The sequence below is a fragment of the Carnobacterium gallinarum DSM 4847 genome (assembly GCF_000744375.1).
Lineage (GTDB): Bacteria > Bacillota > Bacilli > Lactobacillales > Carnobacteriaceae > Carnobacterium > Carnobacterium gallinarum.
This window is the reverse complement of the sequence record NZ_JQLU01000005.1, coordinates 1,794,079-1,818,063: the sequence shown is the minus strand read 5'-3', so window position 1 is coordinate 1,818,063 and position 23,985 is coordinate 1,794,079. Positions and strand designations below refer to the sequence as shown.

The 23,985-nt window shown below is 33.9% G+C and carries 19 protein-coding genes; 5 read left to right on the top strand and 14 right to left on the bottom strand.

Annotation, left to right across the window (positions count from 1 at the left end):
* Window positions 1–3: 3 nt before the first annotated feature.
* The 4 genes from BR43_RS13210 to BR43_RS13195 all read right to left on the bottom strand — a co-directional run bounded on the left by BR43_RS13210 (window position 4) and on the right by BR43_RS13195 (window position 2,828).
* Window positions 4–1,059 (bottom strand): WxLIP family cell surface protein, encoded by a 1,056-nt coding sequence (locus tag BR43_RS13210; RefSeq protein WP_034562700.1) that lies wholly within the window; start codon window positions 1,057–1,059, stop codon window positions 4–6.
* Window positions 1,060–1,114: 55 nt separating this feature from the next.
* Window positions 1,115–1,819, bottom strand: coding sequence for a WxL domain-containing protein (locus BR43_RS13205; protein WP_034562698.1), 705 nt, complete (start codon window positions 1,817–1,819; stop codon window positions 1,115–1,117).
* A 71-nt stretch (window positions 1,820–1,890) separates the two neighbouring features.
* A complete protein-coding gene (locus BR43_RS13200) occupies window positions 1,891–2,475 on the bottom strand; it encodes a WxL domain-containing protein (protein WP_051933961.1) in 585 nt (194 codons plus the stop codon).
* Entirely contained in the window at window positions 2,472–2,828 is a 357-nt protein-coding gene (locus tag BR43_RS13195) for an EF2685/EF0750 family sortase-dependent surface protein (protein WP_034562696.1), read from the bottom strand. Before BR43_RS13195 ends, BR43_RS13200 begins: the two co-directional genes overlap by 4 nt.
* Before the next feature lie 667 nt (window positions 2,829–3,495).
* Here BR43_RS13195 and BR43_RS13190 point away from each other — a divergent pair.
* Window positions 3,496–5,016 (top strand): helix-turn-helix domain-containing protein, encoded by a 1,521-nt coding sequence (locus BR43_RS13190; protein ID WP_034562695.1) that lies wholly within the window; start codon window positions 3,496–3,498, stop codon window positions 5,014–5,016.
* Window positions 5,017–5,150: 134 nt separating this feature from the next.
* On the opposite strand, the gene BR43_RS13185 is transcribed toward BR43_RS13190, so the two are convergent.
* From BR43_RS13185 to BR43_RS13160, 6 genes are all read right to left on the bottom strand, one after another.
* Window positions 5,151–7,439 carry an L-type lectin-domain containing protein gene (locus BR43_RS13185; RefSeq protein WP_034562692.1) on the bottom strand — a complete coding sequence of 763 codons (2,289 nt, stop codon included), beginning with the start codon at window positions 7,437–7,439 and terminating at the stop codon, window positions 5,151–5,153.
* A gap of 57 nt (window positions 7,440–7,496) precedes the next feature.
* On the bottom strand, window positions 7,497–9,785 hold the full coding sequence (locus BR43_RS13180) for an L-type lectin-domain containing protein (RefSeq protein ID WP_034562689.1): 2,289 nt from the start codon (window positions 9,783–9,785) through the stop codon (window positions 7,497–7,499).
* 567 nt (window positions 9,786–10,352) lie between these two features.
* The gene (locus BR43_RS13175; RefSeq protein ID WP_051933960.1) at window positions 10,353–11,375 is read right to left on the bottom strand and encodes a WxLIP family cell surface protein; all 1,023 of its coding nucleotides are present in this window, start codon (window positions 11,373–11,375) and stop codon (window positions 10,353–10,355) included.
* A 38-nt stretch (window positions 11,376–11,413) separates the two neighbouring features.
* Complete coding sequence (locus BR43_RS13170; RefSeq protein WP_084679937.1) at window positions 11,414–12,112, bottom strand: WxL domain-containing protein; 699 nt, start codon at window positions 12,110–12,112, stop codon at window positions 11,414–11,416.
* A gap of 39 nt (window positions 12,113–12,151) precedes the next feature.
* Window positions 12,152–12,724 (bottom strand): WxL domain-containing protein, encoded by a 573-nt coding sequence (locus BR43_RS13165; RefSeq protein WP_034562685.1) that lies wholly within the window; start codon window positions 12,722–12,724, stop codon window positions 12,152–12,154.
* 3 nt (window positions 12,725–12,727) lie between these two features.
* Window positions 12,728–13,063 carry an LPXTG cell wall anchor domain-containing protein gene (locus tag BR43_RS13160; RefSeq protein WP_034562683.1) on the bottom strand — a complete coding sequence of 112 codons (336 nt, stop codon included), beginning with the start codon at window positions 13,061–13,063 and terminating at the stop codon, window positions 12,728–12,730.
* 651 nt (window positions 13,064–13,714) lie between these two features.
* Here BR43_RS13160 and BR43_RS13155 point away from each other — a divergent pair.
* Window positions 13,715–15,184 carry a helix-turn-helix domain-containing protein gene (locus BR43_RS13155; protein WP_169741060.1) on the top strand — a complete coding sequence of 490 codons (1,470 nt, stop codon included), beginning with the start codon at window positions 13,715–13,717 and terminating at the stop codon, window positions 15,182–15,184.
* 126 nt (window positions 15,185–15,310) lie between these two features.
* On the opposite strand, the gene brnQ is transcribed toward BR43_RS13155, so the two are convergent.
* Entirely contained in the window at window positions 15,311–16,666 is a 1,356-nt protein-coding gene (brnQ, locus tag BR43_RS13150) for a branched-chain amino acid transport system II carrier protein (protein ID WP_034562679.1), read from the bottom strand.
* Window positions 16,667–16,881: 215 nt separating this feature from the next.
* On the opposite strand from brnQ, the gene BR43_RS13145 reads away from it, so the two are divergent.
* Complete coding sequence (locus tag BR43_RS13145; protein WP_034562677.1) at window positions 16,882–17,868, top strand: LacI family DNA-binding transcriptional regulator; 987 nt, start codon at window positions 16,882–16,884, stop codon at window positions 17,866–17,868.
* A 62-nt stretch (window positions 17,869–17,930) separates the two neighbouring features.
* Here BR43_RS13145 and BR43_RS13140 read toward each other — a convergent pair whose 3' ends face one another.
* The 3 genes from BR43_RS13140 to BR43_RS13130 all read right to left on the bottom strand — a co-directional run bounded on the left by BR43_RS13140 (window position 17,931) and on the right by BR43_RS13130 (window position 20,777).
* Entirely contained in the window at window positions 17,931–18,614 is a 684-nt protein-coding gene (locus BR43_RS13140; RefSeq protein WP_034562675.1) for an amino acid ABC transporter permease, read from the bottom strand.
* A gap of 23 nt (window positions 18,615–18,637) precedes the next feature.
* Complete coding sequence (locus tag BR43_RS13135; RefSeq protein ID WP_034562673.1) at window positions 18,638–19,516, bottom strand: transporter substrate-binding domain-containing protein; 879 nt, start codon at window positions 19,514–19,516, stop codon at window positions 18,638–18,640.
* 307 nt (window positions 19,517–19,823) lie between these two features.
* The gene (locus tag BR43_RS13130) at window positions 19,824–20,777 is read right to left on the bottom strand and encodes a phosphoglycerate dehydrogenase (protein WP_034562671.1); all 954 of its coding nucleotides are present in this window, start codon (window positions 20,775–20,777) and stop codon (window positions 19,824–19,826) included.
* A gap of 316 nt (window positions 20,778–21,093) precedes the next feature.
* On the opposite strand from BR43_RS13130, the gene BR43_RS13125 reads away from it, so the two are divergent.
* The gene (locus BR43_RS13125; RefSeq protein ID WP_034562669.1) at window positions 21,094–22,536 is read left to right on the top strand and encodes an amino acid permease; all 1,443 of its coding nucleotides are present in this window, start codon (window positions 21,094–21,096) and stop codon (window positions 22,534–22,536) included.
* A 130-nt stretch (window positions 22,537–22,666) separates the two neighbouring features.
* The gene (locus BR43_RS13120) at window positions 22,667–23,701 is read left to right on the top strand and encodes a hypothetical protein (RefSeq protein ID WP_051933959.1); all 1,035 of its coding nucleotides are present in this window, start codon (window positions 22,667–22,669) and stop codon (window positions 23,699–23,701) included.
* Window positions 23,702–23,985 lie beyond the last annotated feature (284 nt).

Here is a 23,985-nt window from a genome sequence, read left to right as displayed (position 1 = left end):
ATTTTACACCACCTTTTTGTTAGGGCGTTTTTGCTCTGTTGCTTGATTTTCTTTGTCTGTCCGTTTTTTTCTAAAGATAAAGATAAGAACAAGGAGTAATAGAATTGTGACAACTAATAAACTGCCAATAATAATAAAGATGGTTGTATAGTCTTTATCTAATTCTACTGCACTATTATTTAACTTATTTGATTCTGCAGCCTTGATTTCAAAATCTTTTGAAAATTTCCATTGTCCACCAGAAGTCGTTACATTTAAATTCAATGTATAAACCCCAGCTTTCAATTCTTGGTTATTCCAACTAATTGGAAAATCAAAATTGGAATTGGGTGCCATGCTCATCGACTCTTTTTCAGTTGTATGCAAAATTTCTGAGCTGCCTTTCTTCGTAACATTGGCCTTCACTGACATCTTACCTTCTAGCTTAGGTTTAATATTTTGAATATTGGCTGTGACAACCGTCCGATAATTCTCTAAACCAGGCTTGATGTCATTTAATTTTAACTCTGAATCTATTTTTGCATCATTTTGAGTTATAGCGACTGCAACCACATAAGAATATTCATTTTTTATCTGAACATTTTTATCTGTTGCTGGAGCTGGTTCTTTCGATATTTTTTTCATATAAAAACCACCCAATATCATCCCGTCAAAAGGCTTCTCAGGCATTGTAATCTCATAAGTTATATTTCTAGATTCCTTGGGTTTCAGTGTAACTTCCTTTTCACCAGTAATGATGTCCGAAATGTTCAGCGGTAAAGTAGAATCTTTCGCTTTATCAGAACTTTTATAATCAATAACCCCATTTCTGTTGGTCATTGCAGTATTTGGTTGAATCGCCACTACTGTTTCTTTATCTGATAAATTTGAAAGTGTAAGAGAAACACTACGCTTTTCTCCAGGACTCATTCGTAAATCAAAATAGGATTTGTTTTTATCCTGTTGATTTTCTGGAATTACAGGTTTCACACCGAAATCTACCGAATTCGCACTAGCCTCTGTAGCTAAAACAAATAGAAAAAATAGAGGGATCAGAACAAATAAGAATCTTTTTTTCATGTCAGCCACTCCTTGTTAATATCTACTATCATCATTTAAACGTTATTTTAAAAATTTATGGTGCAGTTGGACCTGCAACTAATGTCCATGTTACTTTAGAAGTGTACGCTGCTTTCTCTGCAGAACCTGCTAATACTTTTAATGTTACATTAGAATTATTGTCTTTTGTTCCAGACCAAACATTAACCCAACTACCTTTACCAGCATTAACATCTGCTTTTAAAACTTCTTTAGAATCTGTATTTGAGAATACTAATGATTGGTTTGCAACTGGTGCATCTGAAACGTTTGTAGAAACTGTTTTAACTTGTCCGTTTAAGAAAGATAATTCAGCACCTTTTAATACTTTGTTACCAGTTGAATCAGCAAAAGTACTTGCTGCTGCAGTTAATGTCCACCCTTTACCTTCACCTGTTGTATCCGTTACTTGGACGTAAGGATTTTCATTTAGTGCATTGTAAACTTCTGTTTTTGGTGAAACTTTTTTCGTACCAAAGTCAATGTTTGACACAAAGTCAATTGATAGTGGACCGTTATTTCCAGTTCCGTTGTTGTTTGGATCTGATGGATCTACTGGTTTAGTACCAGTGTTATCTGGATTAGTAGGATCTAATGGATCTGTTGGTGTTGCTGCACCACTTTCAAATTCAATCTTGTTTGTAGATGTTGCTGGATCTGGAGCTGCTAATGCTGTTGTTGCTGTTCCTAATACTAATACCGAACCTAAAGTGATTAAACTGATTGCTTTGAATTTTGACATAATTATTACTCTCCCTTTTTAACTCTATTTTTTAGTTATTTTTTTTATTTGTATACTCTTTTTTCCCTATTTTATACAGCTGGTTGTGCTAATAAAGTCCATTCAATCGTAGCCGAATATTTTCCAGCATAGTTTCCACTTGGGATTTTCAACTCGGCTTTATCATATTTTGCTTTCCATTGCCCTAAACCTGTATCTTTTTTAGCACCAAAAACTTGTTGATCTGTTGCATTCAATGTTGTTGCTTTTGTATCATCTGGTTTCGGGCTATTTCCCTCTGGTGAGGTAGGCACTACTGCTGGAAGAATAAATTCAGCACCAGTTAATGTGCGATCTGTACTTGCAAAAGTAGTAATTTTAGCGTTAACTGTCCAGCCTTCACCTGTTCCACGAATATCTGAAACAGTTAAGGGAACATCACCATCTGCATTATACGTTTTTAAAGTCGTTGCAATTTCTTGACTCCCAAAATTAAATGCAGGTGCCTTATCCAAATTCAACGGTCCTGCACCACCACTTCCTGTGCCTGCTGTTAATTCAACATCTGCTTTAGTCGAAGCTGTAGTAGCTGCAAAAGCTAAACCTGTTGGAATTGATACTGATACTAATATGGCAGATAAAACTACACTAGAAGTAATTAACTTTCTTGTTTTCATTGTTTTAGTTGCTCCCTTCTTTGTTTATTAATTAAAATGATTCCGAATAGAATCACTAAAATCCAAAATCCAATTAAACTGTAAAGAAACGTTTTTTGTTCTCCGGTTTGTGGAAATTGTGAATTACCATTCCCATTGGGCCTATTTTCATTATTCCCTCCCAAATCGGGTTGTAATACGTTTGGATCAGAAGAATCGTCTTGGCTAGAATCGTCTTCGAAAGTGATACCAATATTTTGTTCCGCAACGCTAGGCCCGGCAGCTATTGCTGACACAGAAGAAGTAACTGCTCCTGCTAACAATAGAATAAAGACTAGACATACAACAAAACTCATTGATTTTACTTTTTTCATTCTATAACATACCTCCAAGCATTCAGTTAGTTATGAAAAATTTAATCCCTCCTCAAATGAATATCAACTCTCGATTTCCAGCTAATATGTTCAAATTAACCGTTATTCTAAATAGTCAAATTAAGTTATTTAATCAAAATAAAATAACAGTAAAAACTACTTAAAAAAACAGTAAATTACTTAGTTTTTTAAATCTTTTTTAATGAGTTGATGAAACACAATTTGATATTACAATGTAATTATATCAACAAGTTAATGTAATTTATACGTTCTTAGTTTTCCAATGTTGATTGAATTCTAATCAAAATCTTAGATAATCTCATTTTTTATTCACAAAAAAACGCTTTATTCTAAAATAATTACAAAAAGAACCGTTTTCTTTAGAAAACGGAACATATTGTATTTTTTTTTGATTAAAAACCGTTCATTTTTCTATACGCAGTTTCTCCCTTTTCTAATCAAACTATTAAAAAACAGCTTAATTTAAACTAAAAAGAAAATAATAGTTATTTTTCCACTTATTTTAAGAATAACAATTAGAAAAAAATGAGAATGAATTTGAACTTTGAACACTTTCTAGCTCACCTTACAATACTGTCATTCGCTTTATTTTTATAAATAATCGTGTTATCTTTATTTATATTCCACTGGAAGGAGAAGACTATTGATGATTTTAAATAGCAGAGAAGTCGGGAAATTGGCTTTGTTAAAGTTTTTAATCCAGCAAGATGGATTTGTCTGCAAAGAAGTAATTTTCGCTAAATTTGATATTTCTTTATCAACATTGAAACGATATGTTTCCTCTTTAAATGAAGATCTCCAAGATATTAAAGAATTTAATCAAATGAAAATTATTGATAAACGTGGGAGTTATTGTTTTGATAACACGACCCCCTTTAATGGATATTATGTAATAAAAAAAATGAATTTAGGTTATCATTTAAACTCATTAAATTTTCAGTTATTTCAAAAGATATTTTCCTCTTCAATACGACATATCTCTGATCTAGCTGAAACCTTATCGATTAGCATGCCTTATGTCTACAAATTATTATTAGAAGCTAACCAATTTTTGGCACCATTTTACATTAAAATTGAGTACTCCAAGAATATTGATAAAATTTTTATCTCAGGCAGTTCTAAAAATATTCGCTTGTTTGAAACATATTTTTTCTGGAATGTGAATCAGGGAATTGAGTGGCCATTTGAAAATATAACCCTTGATGAAGTCTATCAATGCTTTAATGAAGATGAAATAAAAACTATATTTTCAGTTTCTGCTTCAAAGCAATCAAAGTTTTTGTACTCCCTAGCTGTTATTCACCACATTTATCCTTCTACACGAAAGGAACTAGTTTTAGAGGAGCCTTTCCTCAATACATTAGCTGTTTTTAAATCAGTTCAAGATTTATCTCTTCCGTTAGTACGATTATTAAATACTAGCTACCCCACCATTGATGATCCTAAAAAAATGAAAAATGAAACACTTTTCTTCAATCTTACTTGCCGTGTCTTTAGCTCTTATCGAGATACAGAAGAAGTTCAAGAAAAGATTGGTAAAAAGCTATTTCGCTTAAATAATGAATTAATCTATTATTGTAAAGAATTGATTGCTGCTTTATTTATCGAATTTCCCGAGTTAAAAAAGAATTTAGATTATAATGAAATAAAGTTTAAATTAATGTATTTCTTTTCATTGTATTTCGCCAACATTCTGTATATTCACTTCGATTCTTCTAGCATGCGTGATTTTATCCCAGGCAATCAAGAATCACAAACCATTGATTCACCTATTTTCATCAAAGGAAAAAACTTTTTCGATAATTTTATTGCACAACATCCTTTTACAGACAGTGATAAAATTTCAGATTCTCATTTAAACTTAGCTTATAAATTGATTCACTCTTTCCTTTCTCAACTAGAGAAAACTCATTTAACAGTTTATATCCAGTTTTCAAAAAATATGTTTGGAGAATCTTATATTCATAGTCAACTTTATAAACTATTTGGCAAAGAAAGCATTGTTGTTGTCGATAATATTAAAAATGCGGACATCGTGATTTCAGATTTCTACGAACAACGCTATAAAGATGAAAATTACTTCCACTTTGATGATGTTGAAAACAAAGATAGCTGGAACAAATTATTCAGTTTTGTTCACAAACATCAGTTGAGTTCCTTCTATTAATAAACAAATTTTTTAGTAGCAGATAGTTAAAAATCCAGATGAACGAAGGTGTATTTACTTTCTGTTTATCTGGATTTTTAAAACGAATAACATACTAAAATAGTCTTCTTCCTATTACATAATCAAGTTGACGCTTAAGGAGTATCCATTAAAGTCCATTCTAATATCCCTTGATAATCCCCAGTATAAGCAGATGGCTGAATATCCATTAAAAGCCCATTATCTTCAGACCATTCAACTGGTACTTCTTGAGTATTCGTTGTTTTTTTAGAAAAAGCCTCTACCGCTACGCCTTCTTTTAACAATACCTTCGATGTTCCAGTTTTATAAAACAAGCTATCTGCCAATTGATGTTGGCTTTGATCTACAAAAGCTTGTTTCATTGTAACCAATACATGCCATTCACTACCTACAGCTCGAGTATCCTTCACTCGAATATCCCAATCGTTATTACGAGACACCACTGTAGGTTCACTAGGTATTTTAGTTGTCTCATAGCTAACTGCAGTAGGGATGTTGGTAAATTGTAAGTTCCCCGTCACATCTATCGAGAGAGTTTCACTATTAGACTGTTGCCCTTCAGAATCTTCTGCATACACACTAATCGTATGCAAACCAAGGGTTAATTCAGTGCTTTCTATCATTTTTTGATAGCTGATAACTTGATCTTTAGGAGTCGAGTTTGGAACTTCTTTAGCAAACTGCACAGGTGGAGCGCCATCTAGTACGTAATATAAATGAACCCATGGACTATCGCTATCCTGCCATGTTCCAGTTAATTCATATCCTAAACCATTTTCTAGATTCACTGTTGTACCTGCTGAATTAAGGGTTAACTTTGGAGTACTTAAAACCCTGACTTTAAGAGATTGATGTTGCGATTCCAACCCCTCTTGATCTACCGCATAAACTTCAAGTGTATTTTCAATCCCCGGCTTCAAGAATTCAGCAGGAATCCAGTAGGTATATGCAGTCTCTTGATTGGCTGAAGCACTTGTTTCTTGACTTGTTCCAATTTCATTTCCATTAACTACGTAACGTAAGCTAGTCACTGTTTCATCAGGATCTTTCCATGTTCCCGTTACTTCATAATTTGTATTTGTCCCAACTGTTTGAAGTGTATTTTCATTGTCCAAAGTTAGGTTTGGTGCTTGATTTTGGCTAATCTGATACGTTACTTTGTTACTATTTTCAATGTGATTCTTCCCAGAAAAGACACTACTCTCTGCAACTTCAGTAATTTCAGTATTTGATTTTACTACTGCGTCAAAGTAAAGATAAGCTAGAGGTTCCGTAGTTGTTAATGTGCCTAGCTCAACCTCTAATGAACCTTCATTAAATAAGGAATCATCCAGAATAACTTCGATACCACCAGTTGATTTTCCATATAAAGTTCCCTCGACGTAATCAACAGCCTCTGATAGTTCCATATTCGCAATAACTTCTTTCCAGTCCTGCTTTCCCGAGATGTAAGATGCATCTATCCGGTAAGTTAACTTTTCACCTCTACTCACCACTTTTCCTGCGACGCTTTCATCTTTTTGATTGGTAATAGTTGTTTTGGCAGTCGCATTAACTAGTCCCGGAACTTTTTCAAAGGCAACACGATTCATTTCAACATTATCACCTGTCGAACCTGTAAATCCCCAATATACTTCATCGCTACCAAAAATAGCTTGTGGATTAGGGATAGGGGCCGTTACTGGAGCTAGATTATCAAATTGATACGTGATTGTTTTAGCACTAGCTGACCATTTTATATTAAATGGATACCACTTATCTGAAGATAGTTCACCTGAGGGGTACGCTATCCCATTATGAATTAATTTTCTTTTGCTGACTGTGCCAGGCCATAAATAATGATCTTCGTAGGTTGCATTCTTATCTCGTACTCCTGGAAAATTCCAAGCAATATGATCTCGATCTTCAACGGGAGAATCAAAACCATTTCCACCGTTATAATGAGTATCAAATTCAATCGCAAAACTTTTTTCAATGCCATAACCCCAAGTATTTGGTTTTGGTGCATCCCAAACGCCTAATTGTGAGCCATCTCCAGAAATAATAGTCCCTGGACCACGGGCATCATTTTGCATCACAAATGCCATACCATCCGCAGCACTCGTTCCTTGATTGCCAAAGTAAAGATACATGGAAGCTTCAAAATCTTTTAATAAATTCATTTTATTTTTATCTGTTGACCAAATTGCACCATTTTTTCTTTGCTCTGCTGGCGTTAACTGAACAACATTGCCACCATTTATCTCCAGAACGGAACTGGCAGAATTGGTTGGAATTTGAAAAATATTTTCAAGTTCAATATTAGGAGGAGGAGATCCTTCATTTGCCGCTTCAACTGAAACAGCTCCTGTAAGAAAGATTAAACATGCTCCTATTACACCCATTATTTGATTCGTTTTCATTACGTTATTTCCTCCACAATCTAGCTACATAATTTTATTTTTCTCCTACCAAGTAAATCAAGGGGAACCGCTAGTTAACGTCCACTCTAAAATGCCTTGATAGTTCCCAATATAGTCTTCAGGATTCACTTGCATCAGTAACCCTTCCTTATCAGGCCAATTAATTGAAACCTCTTGAACATCTGTTGTTGTCTTTGAAAATGCTACAATAGACTCACCCTCTTTTAAAAATGTTTCTGTAGATGTCGCTGTTTTGTAAAACAAGCCATTTGTCAAAGTTTGCTTATTTTGATTGGTAAATTCTTTGCTTAATCCCACGGTTACATGCCATTGACTTCCTGAATTACGGGTATCTTTCACTCGAATGTCCCAATCATTATTCCGTTTGACTGTCACTTTATTTTTCGGAATTTCGGTTAGTTCATAACTAATCTTAGGAGAAACGTTCGTGAATTTTAAACTACCGGATACATCTAAGGTCAGAGTTTCACTTTTTGATAGCCGTCCATCGGAATTTTTTGCATAAACAGAAACTAGATTAGCCCCCAATGTGAATTGAGTATTAGGGATACTTGTTTTGTACTTAATGAATTGACCTTTAGGATCAGAATTAGGAACGTTTGTCGCAAATTGTACTGGAGGATTCTGACCTACACTATAATATAAATCAACCCATGGACTATCACTTTCTTTCCATGTCCCTGTTATTTCATAATCAAAATCATCAGTTATTGGAATAGTTGTACTTGCTAAATCAAGCGTTATAACAGGTATAGATGCTAAAACTTTAATTTTAAGCGATTTACTTTGGGACTTCATAGTATTTTTATCGACAACATAAACTTCTAGTTCATTTTCACTATCTAGTTTAAGTTCCGCCGCTGGAATTGTAAAACTATAAGGGGTATCTTGATTGATTCCAGAGCTGGTCTCATCACTTTTTCCAACTTCCTTGCCATTCACTAGATAATAAATAGTTCCATTGATACCGTCAGGATCTTTCCATGTTCCTGTTACGTCATAATTCGTATTTGAAGAAATTTCTTGAACCGTATTTTCATTGACTAAAGTTAAGCTTGGAGGTTGATTTTGACTAATTTTATACGACACCTCATTGCTTGCTTCTATATGATTCGTTCCTAAAAATTTACTACTTTCAGTTACATCATTAGTTTCAGGATTCGATTTTACAACGACATCAAAATAAACATACGCAATCCTACTATTCCCTGATAAGGTACCAATTGGTGCTTTTAAGAAACCATCTTTCACTAAATCATTACTAAGAGGAACTTCTCCTCCAACGGCTAATTTCCCTCTTAGACTTCCTGGCACAAATTCAACAGCCTTAGATAATTTCATTTCTGCAACGATACCTTCCCAGTTTTTTATTCCAGAAATAAAATTTGCATCTAAACGATAGGTTAGCGTTTCACCAGAATCTACAACCTTTCCAGCAATATTCTCATTAGTACTTTTTCGCGTAATCGTTGTCCTAGCTCCTGCTTTTACCGCACCCGGCAATTTATCAAAAGCAATCCGATAGATTTGATTTCCTTTCATAGAACTACCTGTAATTCCCCAAAAAACCCGATTGGTTCCAAATATGGCAGTTGGATTAGAAATAGGCGCAACCACAGGAGCTAAATCACCAAACTGATAAGTAATTTGCCTTCTACTAGCTGACCATTTTACGGTGAATGGATACCACTTATCAGTAGATAGTCCGCCTGGATAAGCGCGGTTTTGGTGTATTAACGTTCTATTTGGGCCGTTAACCACATAGGATGACGCCACATTTGGAAAATTCCAAGCGATATGATTCTCTTTTCTAGCTGGGTTCCCTCCTCCTCCTGGATCATATTGACCTCTATCAAAGTATTCATCGTAAAATGTGTCAATTTCAATGGCAAAACTGTTCATCATAGCAAAGCCTCCACCAATAAAAGGAGATTCCCAAATACCTAATTGTGACGGAAAACTAGTCTTTAATGCACTGTTACCTCCTGGATCATTTTGTAGGACAAAAGCTAGCCCATCACCAGTATCCTTCCCATCATTTCCAAAATAAATATACATCGATGCTTCAAAATCGCTATATAAATCTAGTTTATCTGCTTCTTTTGACCAAACTCCGCCACTTCTATTTGGTCTAGTTAGTTCAAGAATACTGCCACGATTTGCATTAGTGACTACACTTGTAGAATTATTTGGTGTTATAAAAACTGTCCTTAAATCAATATTGTCAGGTGGTGAAATTTCATTTGTAGCTTCGACTGTAGTCGTTCCTATGCCCAACATAAAAACCATGCTCGCTACTCCAATTAACCAACTTTTTTTTCCCACTTTATTTCCCCCTAAAAAACCAGATAAAAATGTCCTTACATCTACATTTCAATCCACCTGGATTTAGTTTTTTTGTTTTCACAATAAGGCGATTATTCGTTAGATTCAGTTAGCTGAAAACTACCTCGGCTATTAATAAAATTTATTCCTTATCCTTTTATTATCGAAAAATGACAGCTAAATATAAGGTAGCTTCCTTGCATCTAGATCTAGCTTCAGTCTCAAATTAAGATAAATGTTTGACTACTTTCCATTCCAATTTCTCGTAGGAACTACTAAGAAAATCAGATGATTATTTGTGCTATCAATTTCCCTTTTTTTAAATTTCTCTACATCCCATAATTGATTGTCGTATGAATGTTTCCTTTTAACTGTCGCTCTCAATTTAATAATAGCCACTATCTGTCTTGTTCATAGAATGGAACGAAACAAATTAAGTAGTTTGAACTTCACTCTTCGTAAGAGAAACATCTTCATTTTTATTTAACGGTAAAACGGTCCCCCAATAAAAATGAACGATGCGTTTATACTTTTTTCAAGCTTTTACCTCTTTATTAATCCAGATACCTAGTCATTTATAGTATCTACACGTTGTTCTTTTCTTTTTTTTAAAATAAGAATAATCAATAATACAATGATCATCACACCTAAAGCACCCAGTATTATAAACGCTAGCGAATTATCTTCTTCCAATTCCACAGCTGCTTTGTTTAGCTTATTGGATTCTGCTAATTTTATTTCAAAATCTTTGATAAAATTCCAGTTTCCATCAGAAGTTGATACATCTAATTTTAACGTATATTTTCCTGCTTCTAATTTTTGATTATCCCAGCTAATTGGAAAATCGAAATTGGAGTTAGGCGCCATGCTCATTGAATTTTTTTCAGCCTTATGCAAAACAGTTGAACTGCCTTTCTTCGTAACTTCAGCCTTCACTGATAAATTACTCTCTAGTTTCGGCTTACTATTTTGAAGATTAGCAGTGACCACTGTTCGATAATTTTCTAAATTTGGATTAATTTCATTTAATTTTAGCTCTGGTTCAATTTTTTTATTTGTTTCTTTTACTGCTACAGGGATGACATACGAAAAAACATTCTTAATCTGAACATTTTTTTGAGCCTCTTCATCTTCTGGACCATTATCTAACTTCTTTACATATAATCCCCCCAATGCCATTCCATCAAAAGATTTCTCTGGCATTGTAATCTCATAAGTCACATTCCTAGTTTCCTTTGGCTGTAATGTAACCTTTGTTTCACCACTGATGATTTCTGAAAAATTAAAAGGCAAAGTCGAATCGGATTTCTTTTTGGTGCCTTTATAATCAATTACTCCATTCTGATTGGTGATAGCAGAATTAGCTTTAATCTCTAATACCGTTTCTTTATCCGAAGAATTATCCAATGCTAGAGTAATTTCTTGTTTTTCTCCAGGTTTCATTCGTAAGTCAAAATAAGATTTGCTTTTATCCTGTTGATTTTCAGGAATAATTGCACGTACACTATAATTTACTTCCTCAGCTTTAATCTCCGTCGTTAAAACAAAGAAAAAGAAAATAGGAACAAGAACAAATAAGATTTTTTTCATGCTAAGCCACTCCTTATGAATACCGTAATTATGAACACTTATGGAACTACTGATCCAGAAACTAGGGTCCAAGTAATCGTTGAACTATATGCACCTGCTTCAGCAGAGCCAGGCAATACGGATAAACGCATCTTTCGATTATCAGTTGCCTCTCCCGACCAAACACTAACCCAGGTCCCCCGACCTGCGTTAGCTTCAGCATTCATAACTACTTGTGAATCTTTGTTAGAAAAAACAATCTCTTGTGAAATTGCTGGTGCATTTGAAACATTAGAACTGGTTGTGTTCGTTTCCCCTTTTAAGAAAGACAACTGAGCACCTTTTAATATTTTGGACTTATTATTTTCCCCACTAATAAAGTCCGTTGCAGTAGCTGTTAATGTCCAGCCTTTCCTACTCCCCGTTTTATCTGTAATTTGCACATATGGGTGTTCATTTAAAGCAGAATATACTTGAGTTTTAGATGAGATTTTACGAGTACCAAACTTAATAGCTGGAACAAAATCAATTGATAGCGGGCCTGAGTTTCCGGTACCAGGATTATCTGGATCAATTGGAGTAACCGGATTATCTGGATTATTTGGGTCAACTGGAGGATTTGGTGCTTCACCACCACTTTTCAATTCAATTATTGCATCATTAAAAGTTGGTGTTGCCTGAACTAAGTTCCCTCCCAGAATTGCTGCAAATCCTATTGCCAACAATCCAGCTGTTGTCAACGCTAATATTTTCATCATAATCTCCTCATTTATACTAGTATTTGAACCTTTTATCGATTATGGAGAAACTGTTGCGATTGCAGTCCATTCCATTGTAGCCTTGTACGTACCCACGTAATTTCCACTTGGAACTTTTATACCTGCTAAATCGTATTGTGCTTCCCATATCCCTAGTCCTTCGCCACTTTTTGCCGTAAGAACGATTTGATCTTGAGTATTTAAAACTTTTTCTACACCATCATCTGGTTTTACACTGCCACCTGGAGATGTTGGAGTTACTGCCGGAAGAATAAATTCAGCTCCTATCAATGTAATTGGATTTGTCCCTGAAGTATCTGTAAATGAAGTAATATTGGCTTTGATTTCCCAACCACCACCTGTACCACGAGAATCTGAAACAGCCATTGGATTTAATGCATTAGTTGTATAAACTACTTCGCCACCAACAATATCTTCTGGACCAAATTTAAAATTTGGTGCTTGATCTAATGTTACGACGCCCGTTCCCGGTGCTGTCCCTGTTTGCAAAATAAGTTCGGCATCTGATGGTACTGCATCCGCTGTAGTCGATAGTGAAAGTAATCCGATTGACAAAAGTAATGTAGCAGTAACCAAGTTCCCTTTTTTCATAATTTAATTTCCCCTTTTTCTTTTTTTATTAATTAAAATGATTACAAATAGAATCATTAAAATCCAAGATCCGATAAAACTATAAAACAATGATTTTTTCTCTCCTGTTTGAGGAAAGTTTGATCCTGTATTGCCTTGATTTCCCTCTCCAGGATTTGGCTTTGGAATTGTTGAATCAACAGTACTTCCTCCATTAGCATCTAGTTCAAAAATAATTCCTACCTCAGTTTCAGCACTGCTAGCTTTTACGACTTGTGCAGTAAAAAAAATGGAACTTACCATTAGTAATAAAATTGAAACCAGAAAGACAATAAAATAAAGCAACTTTACTTTTTTCATCCTACTTATACCCCTCCAAACGTTCAGTTAGTAATGAGGAAACTGTTAATTCCTTCACTTTAACGCCAATTTTTAACTGACTATAGAAATAATTAACATTTAATTAATTCTTAAAAAAAATAATATCTATAGATTTAAATTAAAATACAAAATATTCATAAATTACTTTCTGATGTAATTGTATCAATAAATTTTAATAATTTATATGAAACCCTTTTTCTTATTCTGATCGAATTCTCTTTCAAAAAACAATACCGATTAATTGTTCATACATTCACAATACCGATATAGCAGTCTTCTTTGTTTCCTTAGATTTTTTTCCATTTAATAACAACATTAGATATACTCTTTTGACTAAAATTTGATTCTTTTCTCTATATAAAAATGCAATAAATTCAATCAAATCCATTCGACAAACTAGTCTAAAAATGATAGTATATCAGCATTTAAAGGTGTTTTCAGAATAAATGAATTCTCATAATTTTCTAATAATCCATATTTTAACATGCATTTTATTCAGGTCTCTGATTCTAAGTTGCCTTTCTTTTTTATAACAATCATGGTATGTTTAATCATATTTTATTGAAAGGAAGTTAATTAATGATTCTAAATAACAGAGAAGTTGGGAAGTTAGCTCTACTTAAATATCTAGTGGAACAAGATGATTTTGTCTCCAAAGATAGCATCTTCCAAAAATTGGATATTTCTTTGTCTACATTAAAGCGGTATGCACTTTCTTTAAACGAAGATCTTCAAGCCATTAAAGAATTTAATCAAATGAAAATTATTGATAAGCGTGGTGAGTATCGATTTGATAACGCTACCCCATTTAATGGTTACTATGTAATAAAAAAAATGAATTTATCCTATTACTCAAATTCACTTAACTTTCAGCTCCTTCAAAAAGTCTTCTCAAGTTCCATTAAACACCTTTCAGACTTACCGGAAATGTTATGCATTAGTTTACCTTATGTATATAAATTATTATTAGAAGCGAATCAATTTCTAGCTCCATTCCACATTAAAATTGAATACTCAAAAAAATTAGATAACATTTTTATCTCTGGTAGCGCAACAAATATCCGTTTGTTTGAAACATATTTTTTCTGGAATGTAAATCAAGGAATTGAATGGCCCTTTGAAAATATAACCCTTGATGAAGTTTACCAGTGTTTTACTGAGGATGAATTAAAATTTATTTTTAACCTCTCTGTCTCCAAGCAATCTAAATACCTATACTCTTTAGCGGTTATTCATCGTTTTTTCCCTTCTAAACAAGCAGCACTGAAATTAGAAGAACCTTTTCTAGAAACACTCTCCGTCTTTCGCTCAAATACAGACCTCTCTCGTCCCTTAGTCCAGTTACTCAATACTAGTTATCCTTTAATTAACGATCCTGAAAAAATGAACATGGAAAGTCTCTTTTTCAATCTTATGGGACGCGTTTTTAGTTCTTATAGAGATTCTGAAGAAATTCAATTGGATATTGGAAAAGAATTATTTCTGCTAAACAATGAATTAATTGACTACTGCAAACAATTGATTAGCTCATTATTGATAGAATTCCCCAAATTAAAACAAAACTCAGATTATAACGAAACAAGGTACAAATTGCTATACTTTTTCTCTTTGTATTTTGCTAATATTTTCTACATCCATTTCGATTCTTCTAACATGAGTGAATTTATGCCCATTAGCTCAGAAATTCAAAGTTTACAGTCGCCCTTATTTATCAAAGGAAAAGATTTTTTTGACCGATTTATAGTTGAACATCCTTTGACTAAAGACAAAGTGATTACGGATTTTCATATGTCGTTAATTTATAACCTAATTTACTCTTTCATTTCACAAGTTGAAAAAACACATTTAACCGCCTATATTCAATTTTCTAAAGATATGTTTGGTGAATCTTATATTCACAATCAGCTTTACAAACTCTTTGGCAAGGAGAATATTATGGTTGTCGATCATATCACTGACGCTGATATTATTATTTCTGATTTTTATGAATACCGTTACAAAGAAGAAAACTATTTTTATTTTGATGCCGTAGACAACAAAGCTAGTTGGAGCAAACTGTTTAATTTTGTTCATAAACATCAAATTGAATCTATCAGCTAAGCTTAAATAAAAAAGTAGGTGAGATTGGAACATCTCTCACCTACTTTATGCAACTATCTTTTGACAGAAAAAAAGCCTCCTCCAACTGTTTATCAAAACAATTGAAGAAAAACTTTTATTTATCCACTAAAATCGTAACTCTTGTTTTTGAAATAAACTAATCAACCAACCCAATGCTAAACCGATAATTGCAGGAAAAACCCATCCCATCCCAATATCAAACAATGGCAGATAGTGCGAATAGAAATTTAAAATAGTTTGTGAAACAGGTGCTGTACGAATATTTTCTGGTAATGCATTTAAACCATCTGCAAAACTAACAAAAATCGTAAAGACTGTTGTCATAATATAGACAATTTGGCGATTCTTAAATAATGGTGACAGCAATCCTAAGAAAATCAACGTAATTGCTAGTGGATAAAGGAACATCAAAACTGGTATTGATAACGAAATAATCGTTGTTAATCCTAGATTAGCCACACCACAAGCAAGTGCTGTAAAGATCACTACATACGTTTTATAACCAACTGAGTTCGGGAACATTTCACTAAATGTCTCTGAACAGGCTGTAATCAAGCCAATTGCTGTTTTTAAACAAGCTACTGTAACAATAATCGCTAATAAAATACTACCAAATGAACCAAAATAATATTGAGCTACTTGTGCTAATGCAATCCCACCATTTTCAGAAACCGGGAATTGACCGACACTTGTTGCTCCAATATAAACTAAACTTCCGTAAATAATCGCCATTAAAATTAAACTAACGACACCCGATTTAATTGTATCGATGGCAATGTTTCGCGGATTATTAACACCTAAACCTTTAATTGTTTGGACAACGATAATCCCAAATGCCAAAGAAGCTAAAGCATCCATTGTATTATATCCTTGTGTAAAACCTTTAATAAAAGGCGCTGCTTGATAACTGCTTTCAACCGCAATATCCGAAATAGCTCCCATTGGTTTTAAAAAGGCTGTTACAATTAAAATAGCTAAAAATACTAAAAACATTGGATTTAAAATTTTTCCAACCCAAATTAAAATCTTTGTTGGCTTCATAGAAAAGAATAGTGCAGCTAAAAAGAAGATTAATGTAAAAATCAACAAACCAATTTTTTGATAGTTACTATCTAAGTAAGGCGCAATTCCAATTTCATAAGAAACTGTTCCAGTTCTCGGTAAAGCAAAAAATGGGCCAATAGTTAAATACAATAAGACGGTCATACAGACTCCATAAATCGGATGTACTCGACTCGCTAAATCGTAAAGCCCATCACTTCTAGAAATACCAATTGCCACAACTCCTAAAAAAGGTAATCCTATTCCTGTGACTAAAAAGCCTAACGTAGCAGGTAACATATTACTACCTGCTTCTTGTCCTACATGTACTGGGAAGATTAAATTTCCCGCACCAAAAAACAATCCAAATAACATTGATCCAATAAAGATATATGATGACAATGACAAACGACGATCCATAAAATACACTCCCAATAATAGTTATATACTTGATAATAGCGGTTTTATTTTCTGGTTGCAAGAAATATTTTGTCTCAATTATAACAAAATCCTTTAGTTAAAAGTTTTTTTCTGTTCTTATCGACTTTTCTTTTTCAATCAAATTCTAGATAGACTACTTTTTAAACAGTCTTTTTGCTATACTAAGGGGAGAATTAAAAAGGAAGGATAAAAGAATGGCAAACATTAACGAAATTGCAAAATTAGCCGGTGTTTCCTCAGCAACCGTTTCTCGAGTCATTAACCGGAATGGCTATGTCAGTGAAGAAACGCGTAAAAAAGTCGAAACAATTATTAAAAAATTAGATTATGTGCCGAATCGCAATGCAGTCTTTTTAAAAACAGGCGCAACCAAAATGCTTGGAATTATCGCACCTAACTTTTCAGATTCTTTGACTGTTTTTTTACGTAGTTTTACCATTGCTGCCCAAAAAGAAGGCTACAATGTTACGTTATTTATTACTGGTGAAGACACACAAAAAGAATTAGATGCTTTTGAGATGCTACGCCACAAACAATTAGACGGACTTGTGATTCTCATTCGTTTAAATGATTGGGAAGTGCTTGAGCCTTTTGCGAAATACGGACCTGTCATTGCGTGGCAAAGAGTGAATCCAGGACATACAATTCCTTCTGTCTTCATGAATCAATATGAAGGTTATAGGTTAGGCTTAGAGCATCTTTACGCAACAGGATGTCGCAATATTGTTAACTTATATGGTAGTACTCGAGGATTAAATACCAAAAGCCGTATGAAAGCCTATGCTGATTTTTGTCAAAAATATCAATTAGATCCACGGCCACAACAACAATTCAATGGATTAAATTCTAGTAAAGACGGCGAAGCAATGATTGAATGGTACCGTCAACAAACCGTTAAACCAGATGGTTTTGCTACTAGCTCTGATCCACTTGCAGCTGGTTTAATGGCTGAAGCTAGACGACAAGGTTATCAAATTCCAGAAGAATTCTCAATTATGGGCTTTGATAATATTGAAATCTCTCATTTATTAGACATTACCACGATTGATTATCCAATTGCCAAACAAGCTGTCAACGCATTTACATTAATCTTTAATCAGCTTATGTATAAAGATATTCCTCTATTGCCTTTAGAATTTAACTTAATCGAACGTAAATCTACAAAAAAGAAAACTGAGTAACCATGAGTGCCACTGTTAAACTTTTTCAGTCAACTGGGCTAAATGTGTTACTCAGTTTTTATTTATTCATTTGTATACAGTGAAAAGCGCTTTTCAATGATTCGTTGCAAAATCGTAAAGATGCTACAAATCCCCCAATAAACGAGTGCAACTAAAATATACATCGTCATATAATCAAATTCACGACCGCCGATAATCTTGGCTTGTTGAAAGATTTCAGGTACAGTAATCATTGCTGCCAATGATGTTCCTTTGATTAAATCTAACATCACATTACTTAGCGGACCAACTGCCGTTCGCAAAGATTGAGGCAAAATAATACGCCGCATAATGAAAAAATAAGGCATACCTAATGCATAAGAAGCCTCCCACTGACCTTTATCAATCCCCAAGATACTTCCTCGTAAAACTTCCGCAATATACGCACTACTATTTAGACTAAAACCAATAATTGCCGCAGTTGTTGCCGTAAATTGAATCCCAATAAATGGAAAGCCAAAATATAAAATAAATAAAAAGACGAGCATTGGTGTTCCTCGCATAAAGGAAATATACAATTGCGCTAACCATCGTGGCAGTCTTAGCTTCGACATTCGCATCAACGCTAAAAAGAATCCTAATAAGGTTCCAATCAACATACTGACTACTGAAATTAGGACTGTATAGCCTAGCCCTTGTAAGATAAATGGCAGACTTTCAACTGCTAAAGCTGGTTTAAAAATATACTGCCATTGTATCTCACTCATCTGACTAGCCTCCTATGCGTTCATTAATCAACCTTTACAACTTGGGTAATTTTTATATCTGCTTTTTTAGAAATATCTGCTCCGCCAAAGAATTGTTCAGAAAGTTTTTTTAATGTTCCATCTTTCTTCATTCCTTTGATTTCTTGGTCAATTTTAGCTTTTAATTCCGTATTGTCTTTTTTCATGATTAGCCCTGATTCACTAGGATTATAGTACAGACCCGGATTAATTTCTACAGGAATTTCTGGAAATGCTGCTATTGCCATTTTTTGTAGATAATAGTCATTCAGAATTACATCCGTACGCCCATTAGCAACATCCATTAAATATTGATCATTTGTAACATTATCATATACAACACTTTCCGCACCAAACTTTTCAGCAATTTTCATATAGGTGGTCGTTGCCGCACCTGCTGATTTCTTCCCCTTTAAATCTTCTAAAGAACGAATACCTGATTGATCTGATTTACGTACAACCATACTAGCAAATGAATATTTATAGGGATCAGAAAAAGCAAATTTTTCTTTACGATCATCACTAGTATCAATATTATTCGCAGCTGCATCAACTTGTCCACTGTTTACTGCAGATAACATTCCATCAAAGCCCATCTCTTCAAACTTTACTTTAATTCCTAGGCGTTTAGTTGCTTCTTTAAGAACTTCCACTTCATATCCTGTAATTTCAGGATTGCCTTTAGCGTAAAAAGACGTTGGATACAATGTTCCTGATGTTGCAACAGTTAAAACCCCTTTTTCTTTAATCTTTTCCCAACCATTTTGCGTTTTTTTAGATTCACTTGTTGCTTTATTTCCCCCACCACTTGCACATCCTGCTACAACTACCAATAAAACTGCTATTAAGGCAATCACTAGCAAACTTTTTTTCCCTTTAAACATCCTATTATACACCCCTTATTTATCTGATTAACTGTACTACTTAATTAATCTTTTTTTTTATAATAAAATTCCCCTTGCGTTTTTTAACGCTTCCTGAAATATAACAGCTTCTAAAAACTGTGTCAATTTTATAGATTAAATTTGATACCATTATTTTTATGCTATAGGCTCAAATTCATTCAAAGGCTTTACATATAAGTAATTCAGTTAAACAGCATATGTACAATATTGTATTTATTAAAATAAAATAGAGAACTCACCTTTTTATCTCAAGAGTTCTCTATTCTTACATTTTTATATTGTCCTCTTAATAGCTTCGTTGATAATCAATTACATTTCGTGGCAATGCGTCACCTTCCACATAAGCTCTTAAATTTTCAGCAAAGATAGCAAACAAACGCTGTTTAAAATGTTCTGCAATTCCACTAGTATGGGGCGTAACTAAAACTTCTGGCATAGTCCATAAGGGACTGTCCAACGGAAGAGGCTCTTCTTCAAATACATCTAAACCAGCAAAAGCTACTTGACCATTTTGAATACTTCTAATTAGTGCTTCTGTGTCGACTGATGGTCCACGACCTACATTAATAAAACTTGCTTCCTTTTTCATTCTTTGAAAAAAAGCATCATTGTAATAGTGTGTTGTTTCTGAAGTCAGCGGCAAAATATTTACTACAATATCTGCTTGTTGCAAATACTCTGGTACATCCGATTGTTTAATCACATAATCCATTGAAGCAACTAAACCTCCACTACGATTCACACCAATCGTTTTCAAACCAAATCCCTTTGCCAAGTTTCCTACAGCTTCTCCCACTTGACCCGTTCCCAGTATCATCATAGTCTTTCCACGTAACTCAATTAAACGATCTGCTTGTTGCCAATTTCTTTCTGATTGCTGCTGAATCGCTGTTTTAATTCCACGAGTATAGGCCAATAGCATTCCAAAAACGGATTCAGCAATTGGAATCCCATGAATCCCACTACCATTCGTTAAAGTAATCCCCAACTTAGCTAAGGTTGTTAAATCCATTGTATCAACACCAGCTGATTTTGCTTGAATCCACTTTAACTGACTATCTGGTAAATCTAGTAAAAAACCGGCTTTTTCTTGGTTCCAACCATAAACAATCTCAATCTTTTCAGCCGGAAAATCCCCTATTGCTCCTTGAATCAGTTCATATGTTGGTGCAATTTCAGCTAAATTAGCTAGTTGCTGGGGCGTTGTTGTTTGTAGCAACCAAATACCTTTATTTTTCATGACGATTCCTCCTCTATAATGACTTCTTTTATTATCCCATTTCTAACTTATTTATGAAAGAAAAAGCCATTTGCCTTTCAAGAAAAGCGCTCTCTTAGATTTGCTTATAAAGTCTTAATCAAAGTTTCATGTAATTGTTAGATTTATATAAAAAAGATTGTGTCTATATAAGTTTACGTTTATGATAAAAACAGTAAATAGAGTTTAAATCATGAGAACAAATTAGCTTAATTACTCTTGATTTATATTTACTTTTAATGGTAGAAATGATTGATATATATACATTTCTATCCTAATAAGGAGGAGAATTATCTACATGCAAGAAGAAAAAAAGTTACGTTGGTATAACGTGGCCCTAATTGCTTTTGTTTCAGTTTGGGGTCTAGGAAATGTTGTCAACAATTATGCAAGTCAAGGAATTTCAGTTATTACCTCATGGATTTTAATTATGCTATTATATTTTGTTCCTTATGCATTAATTGTTGGTCAATTGGGGTCTACCTTTAAAGATGGAAATGGTGGCGTAAGTACTTGGATTAAAGAGACTACAACAAAACGCCTTGCTTATTATGCAGCATGGACGTATTGGGTTGTTCATATTCCCTACTTAGCTCAAAAACCTCAAGGTATTTTAATTGCTCTTGGTTGGGCCGTTAAACAAAATGGTGATCTAGTTAACACGATGCCTGCTATGCAAGTGTCACTAATTAGTTTAGTAATTTTCTTAGCCTTTTTATGGGTTTCTTCAAAAGGCTTGGCAACATTAAAACGTATTGGAAGCATTGCGGGTATGTCTATGTTTGTCATGTCATTACTGTTTATTCTATTGGCAGTCGCTGCGCCATCGATTCGTGGTGCTTCATTTGCAACACCGAATATGGGCGATATTAAAACGTATCTACCGAATTTTAACTTTGCCTATTTTACAACAATCTCAATGTTAGTTTTTGCTGTTGGTGGAGCTGAAAAAATCTCGCCTTATGTGAATAATACAAAAAATCCTGCTAAAGAATTTCCTAAAGGAATGTTAGCATTAGCTGCAATGGTAGCGGTCTGTGCATTGCTTGGTTCATTTGCAATGGGGATGTTGTTTGATAGTAATAATATTCCAGATGATTTAATGGCGAACGGTGCTTACGTTGCCTTCCAAAAATTAGGTACGTATTATGGCGTCGGGAACTTTTTTATGATTCTTTATGCTATTGCGAATACACTAGCACAAGTTTCAGCCTTGGCCTTCTCTATTGATGCTCCACTTAAGATTTTACTTGGAGATGCAGATGAAGAATATATTCCACGTAAATTGGCTAAATTAAATAGCAAAGGAACTCCAGTAAACGGTTATGCTATGACTGGAATTCTGGTAAGTATTTTAATCATTGTACCCGCTATCGGAATTGGCAATATGAATGATTTATACAAATGGTTACTGAACTTAAACGCTGTTGTTATGCCATTGCGTTATCTATGGGTGTTCTTTGCTTATATGATGTTAAATCGTCTTCATAAAAATTTCACTTCTGAATATAAATTTGTTAAAAACCATAAAGTTGGTTATGTTATTGGCGCTTGGTGCTTTATCTTCACTGCATTTGCCTGTATTTTAGGAATGGTTCCAAAAATCGAATATGCAGCTGATCCACAAGCTTGGGTGTTCCAATTTGCTTTAAATGTCATTACTCCGATTATCTTTGTAGCATTAGGAATGATTTTACCTGCAATTGCTAAAAGAGAATTCGCTAATAAACCAAAAGTTTAATCAACAAGTCTTCTTATCTAATTTGATAGGAAGGCTTTTTTATTGGATTATTTTGTTAAAACTTCCTTTTTTGTGAGAATCAATGCTAGAATAGAGGTAATACTGTTGGTTAAGAAAGGGTGCTTTTTTCATGGAAAAGGAACAAATACTTACAACAAAAATTAGTCTGAAAGGCAGCTTTTTTGAGTGTCAATTATATAGTGGTCGACTTTATTTATGGACTGAAGCTAATCAATTAATGATTTATGATTGGAATAAATGGATGAAAGCTCTTAATCAAGTGGAGCGTCCTGTTTATTTTGAACCCTTTCCTTTTGAAGATTTGCACATTACATTAGCAGATTTAGAACCTTATCTCGAACGTACTCTGCCTTTCAATGAACCTCCTTTGGCAACAGCTTTGTTTAATCATCAACTTTATTTTTCTGATTCTACTGGATTTTATGTTCTGTCGCAACAACATTTAGACGATCCAATTATTAAGTTATGGGATGTTCCTGTTTTAAATATAGCCATTTCTAAGAATGGTCGCTTTGCGTTAGCTTGTGGCGCGGCTGGACTTTATGAGTATCTAGTTTCTAAACGCTTTACGCAACATTCCGCACCCAGAATCGCCGAAAATATTTATCAATTAACCGATCAATTTTCTAGTCGTTCGGAATGGAGTCAGCAGGATCTAATTCAGTTTGGATTTCATCCACATCGTGAAGATTTTGTTTTTTATTTTCATTTACATCAGCAGAAAATCCTTTTAGATCGTAGTGTGACAGCGAGCGAACTATTGAATCAAGAGCAACACTCTATCGAAGAATTGCCCTTACCATTAGCTATGACAAAGCCATTGATTGATGAAGGCGAACTTTTTTCATTTGAACCACTGAAACGAAAATTAGAAAAAGAAAAGCAATATCGCTCTAAGTCAATTACAGTCAAGGCGGCGCTTTCCTCGCTAAATCAACAACCGCCACATAACTTAAATACCCTATATGTTCATGAGAATAAAGGGGAATTACTGGTTACTTTAAATGAAGAACTTATTTTAAGCGTTACTTCACCTTTCATCAAATGGCGGGTTTACGATCGGACTCTTTATTATAGAAATCAACTGCATCTTTTGATGAAGGATAAAGCTCTTTTATATTTATTTACAGAATTGATTCGTTAAAATACAATAGCCGACTTATTTATCCATTTATTATTTGATGAACTTTTAAAATAACACAAAATAAGAGTAGTCCAATAAATCAGAACAAGGTCTGATTACTGGACTACTCTTATTTTAGTTCGTTCAAAAAAGTCCTTGATAAGAACCTTGCCCATGAATCAAAATATTCACCCACTAAGTCAGGAGAAAAGTATAATTAGCCCAATTTTAATTAAGTTTTTTTGAGCTAATCCAGAGACAAACTAGTCCTTGTACTAGTTTTTTTTGATTCTTATTCCATTAAA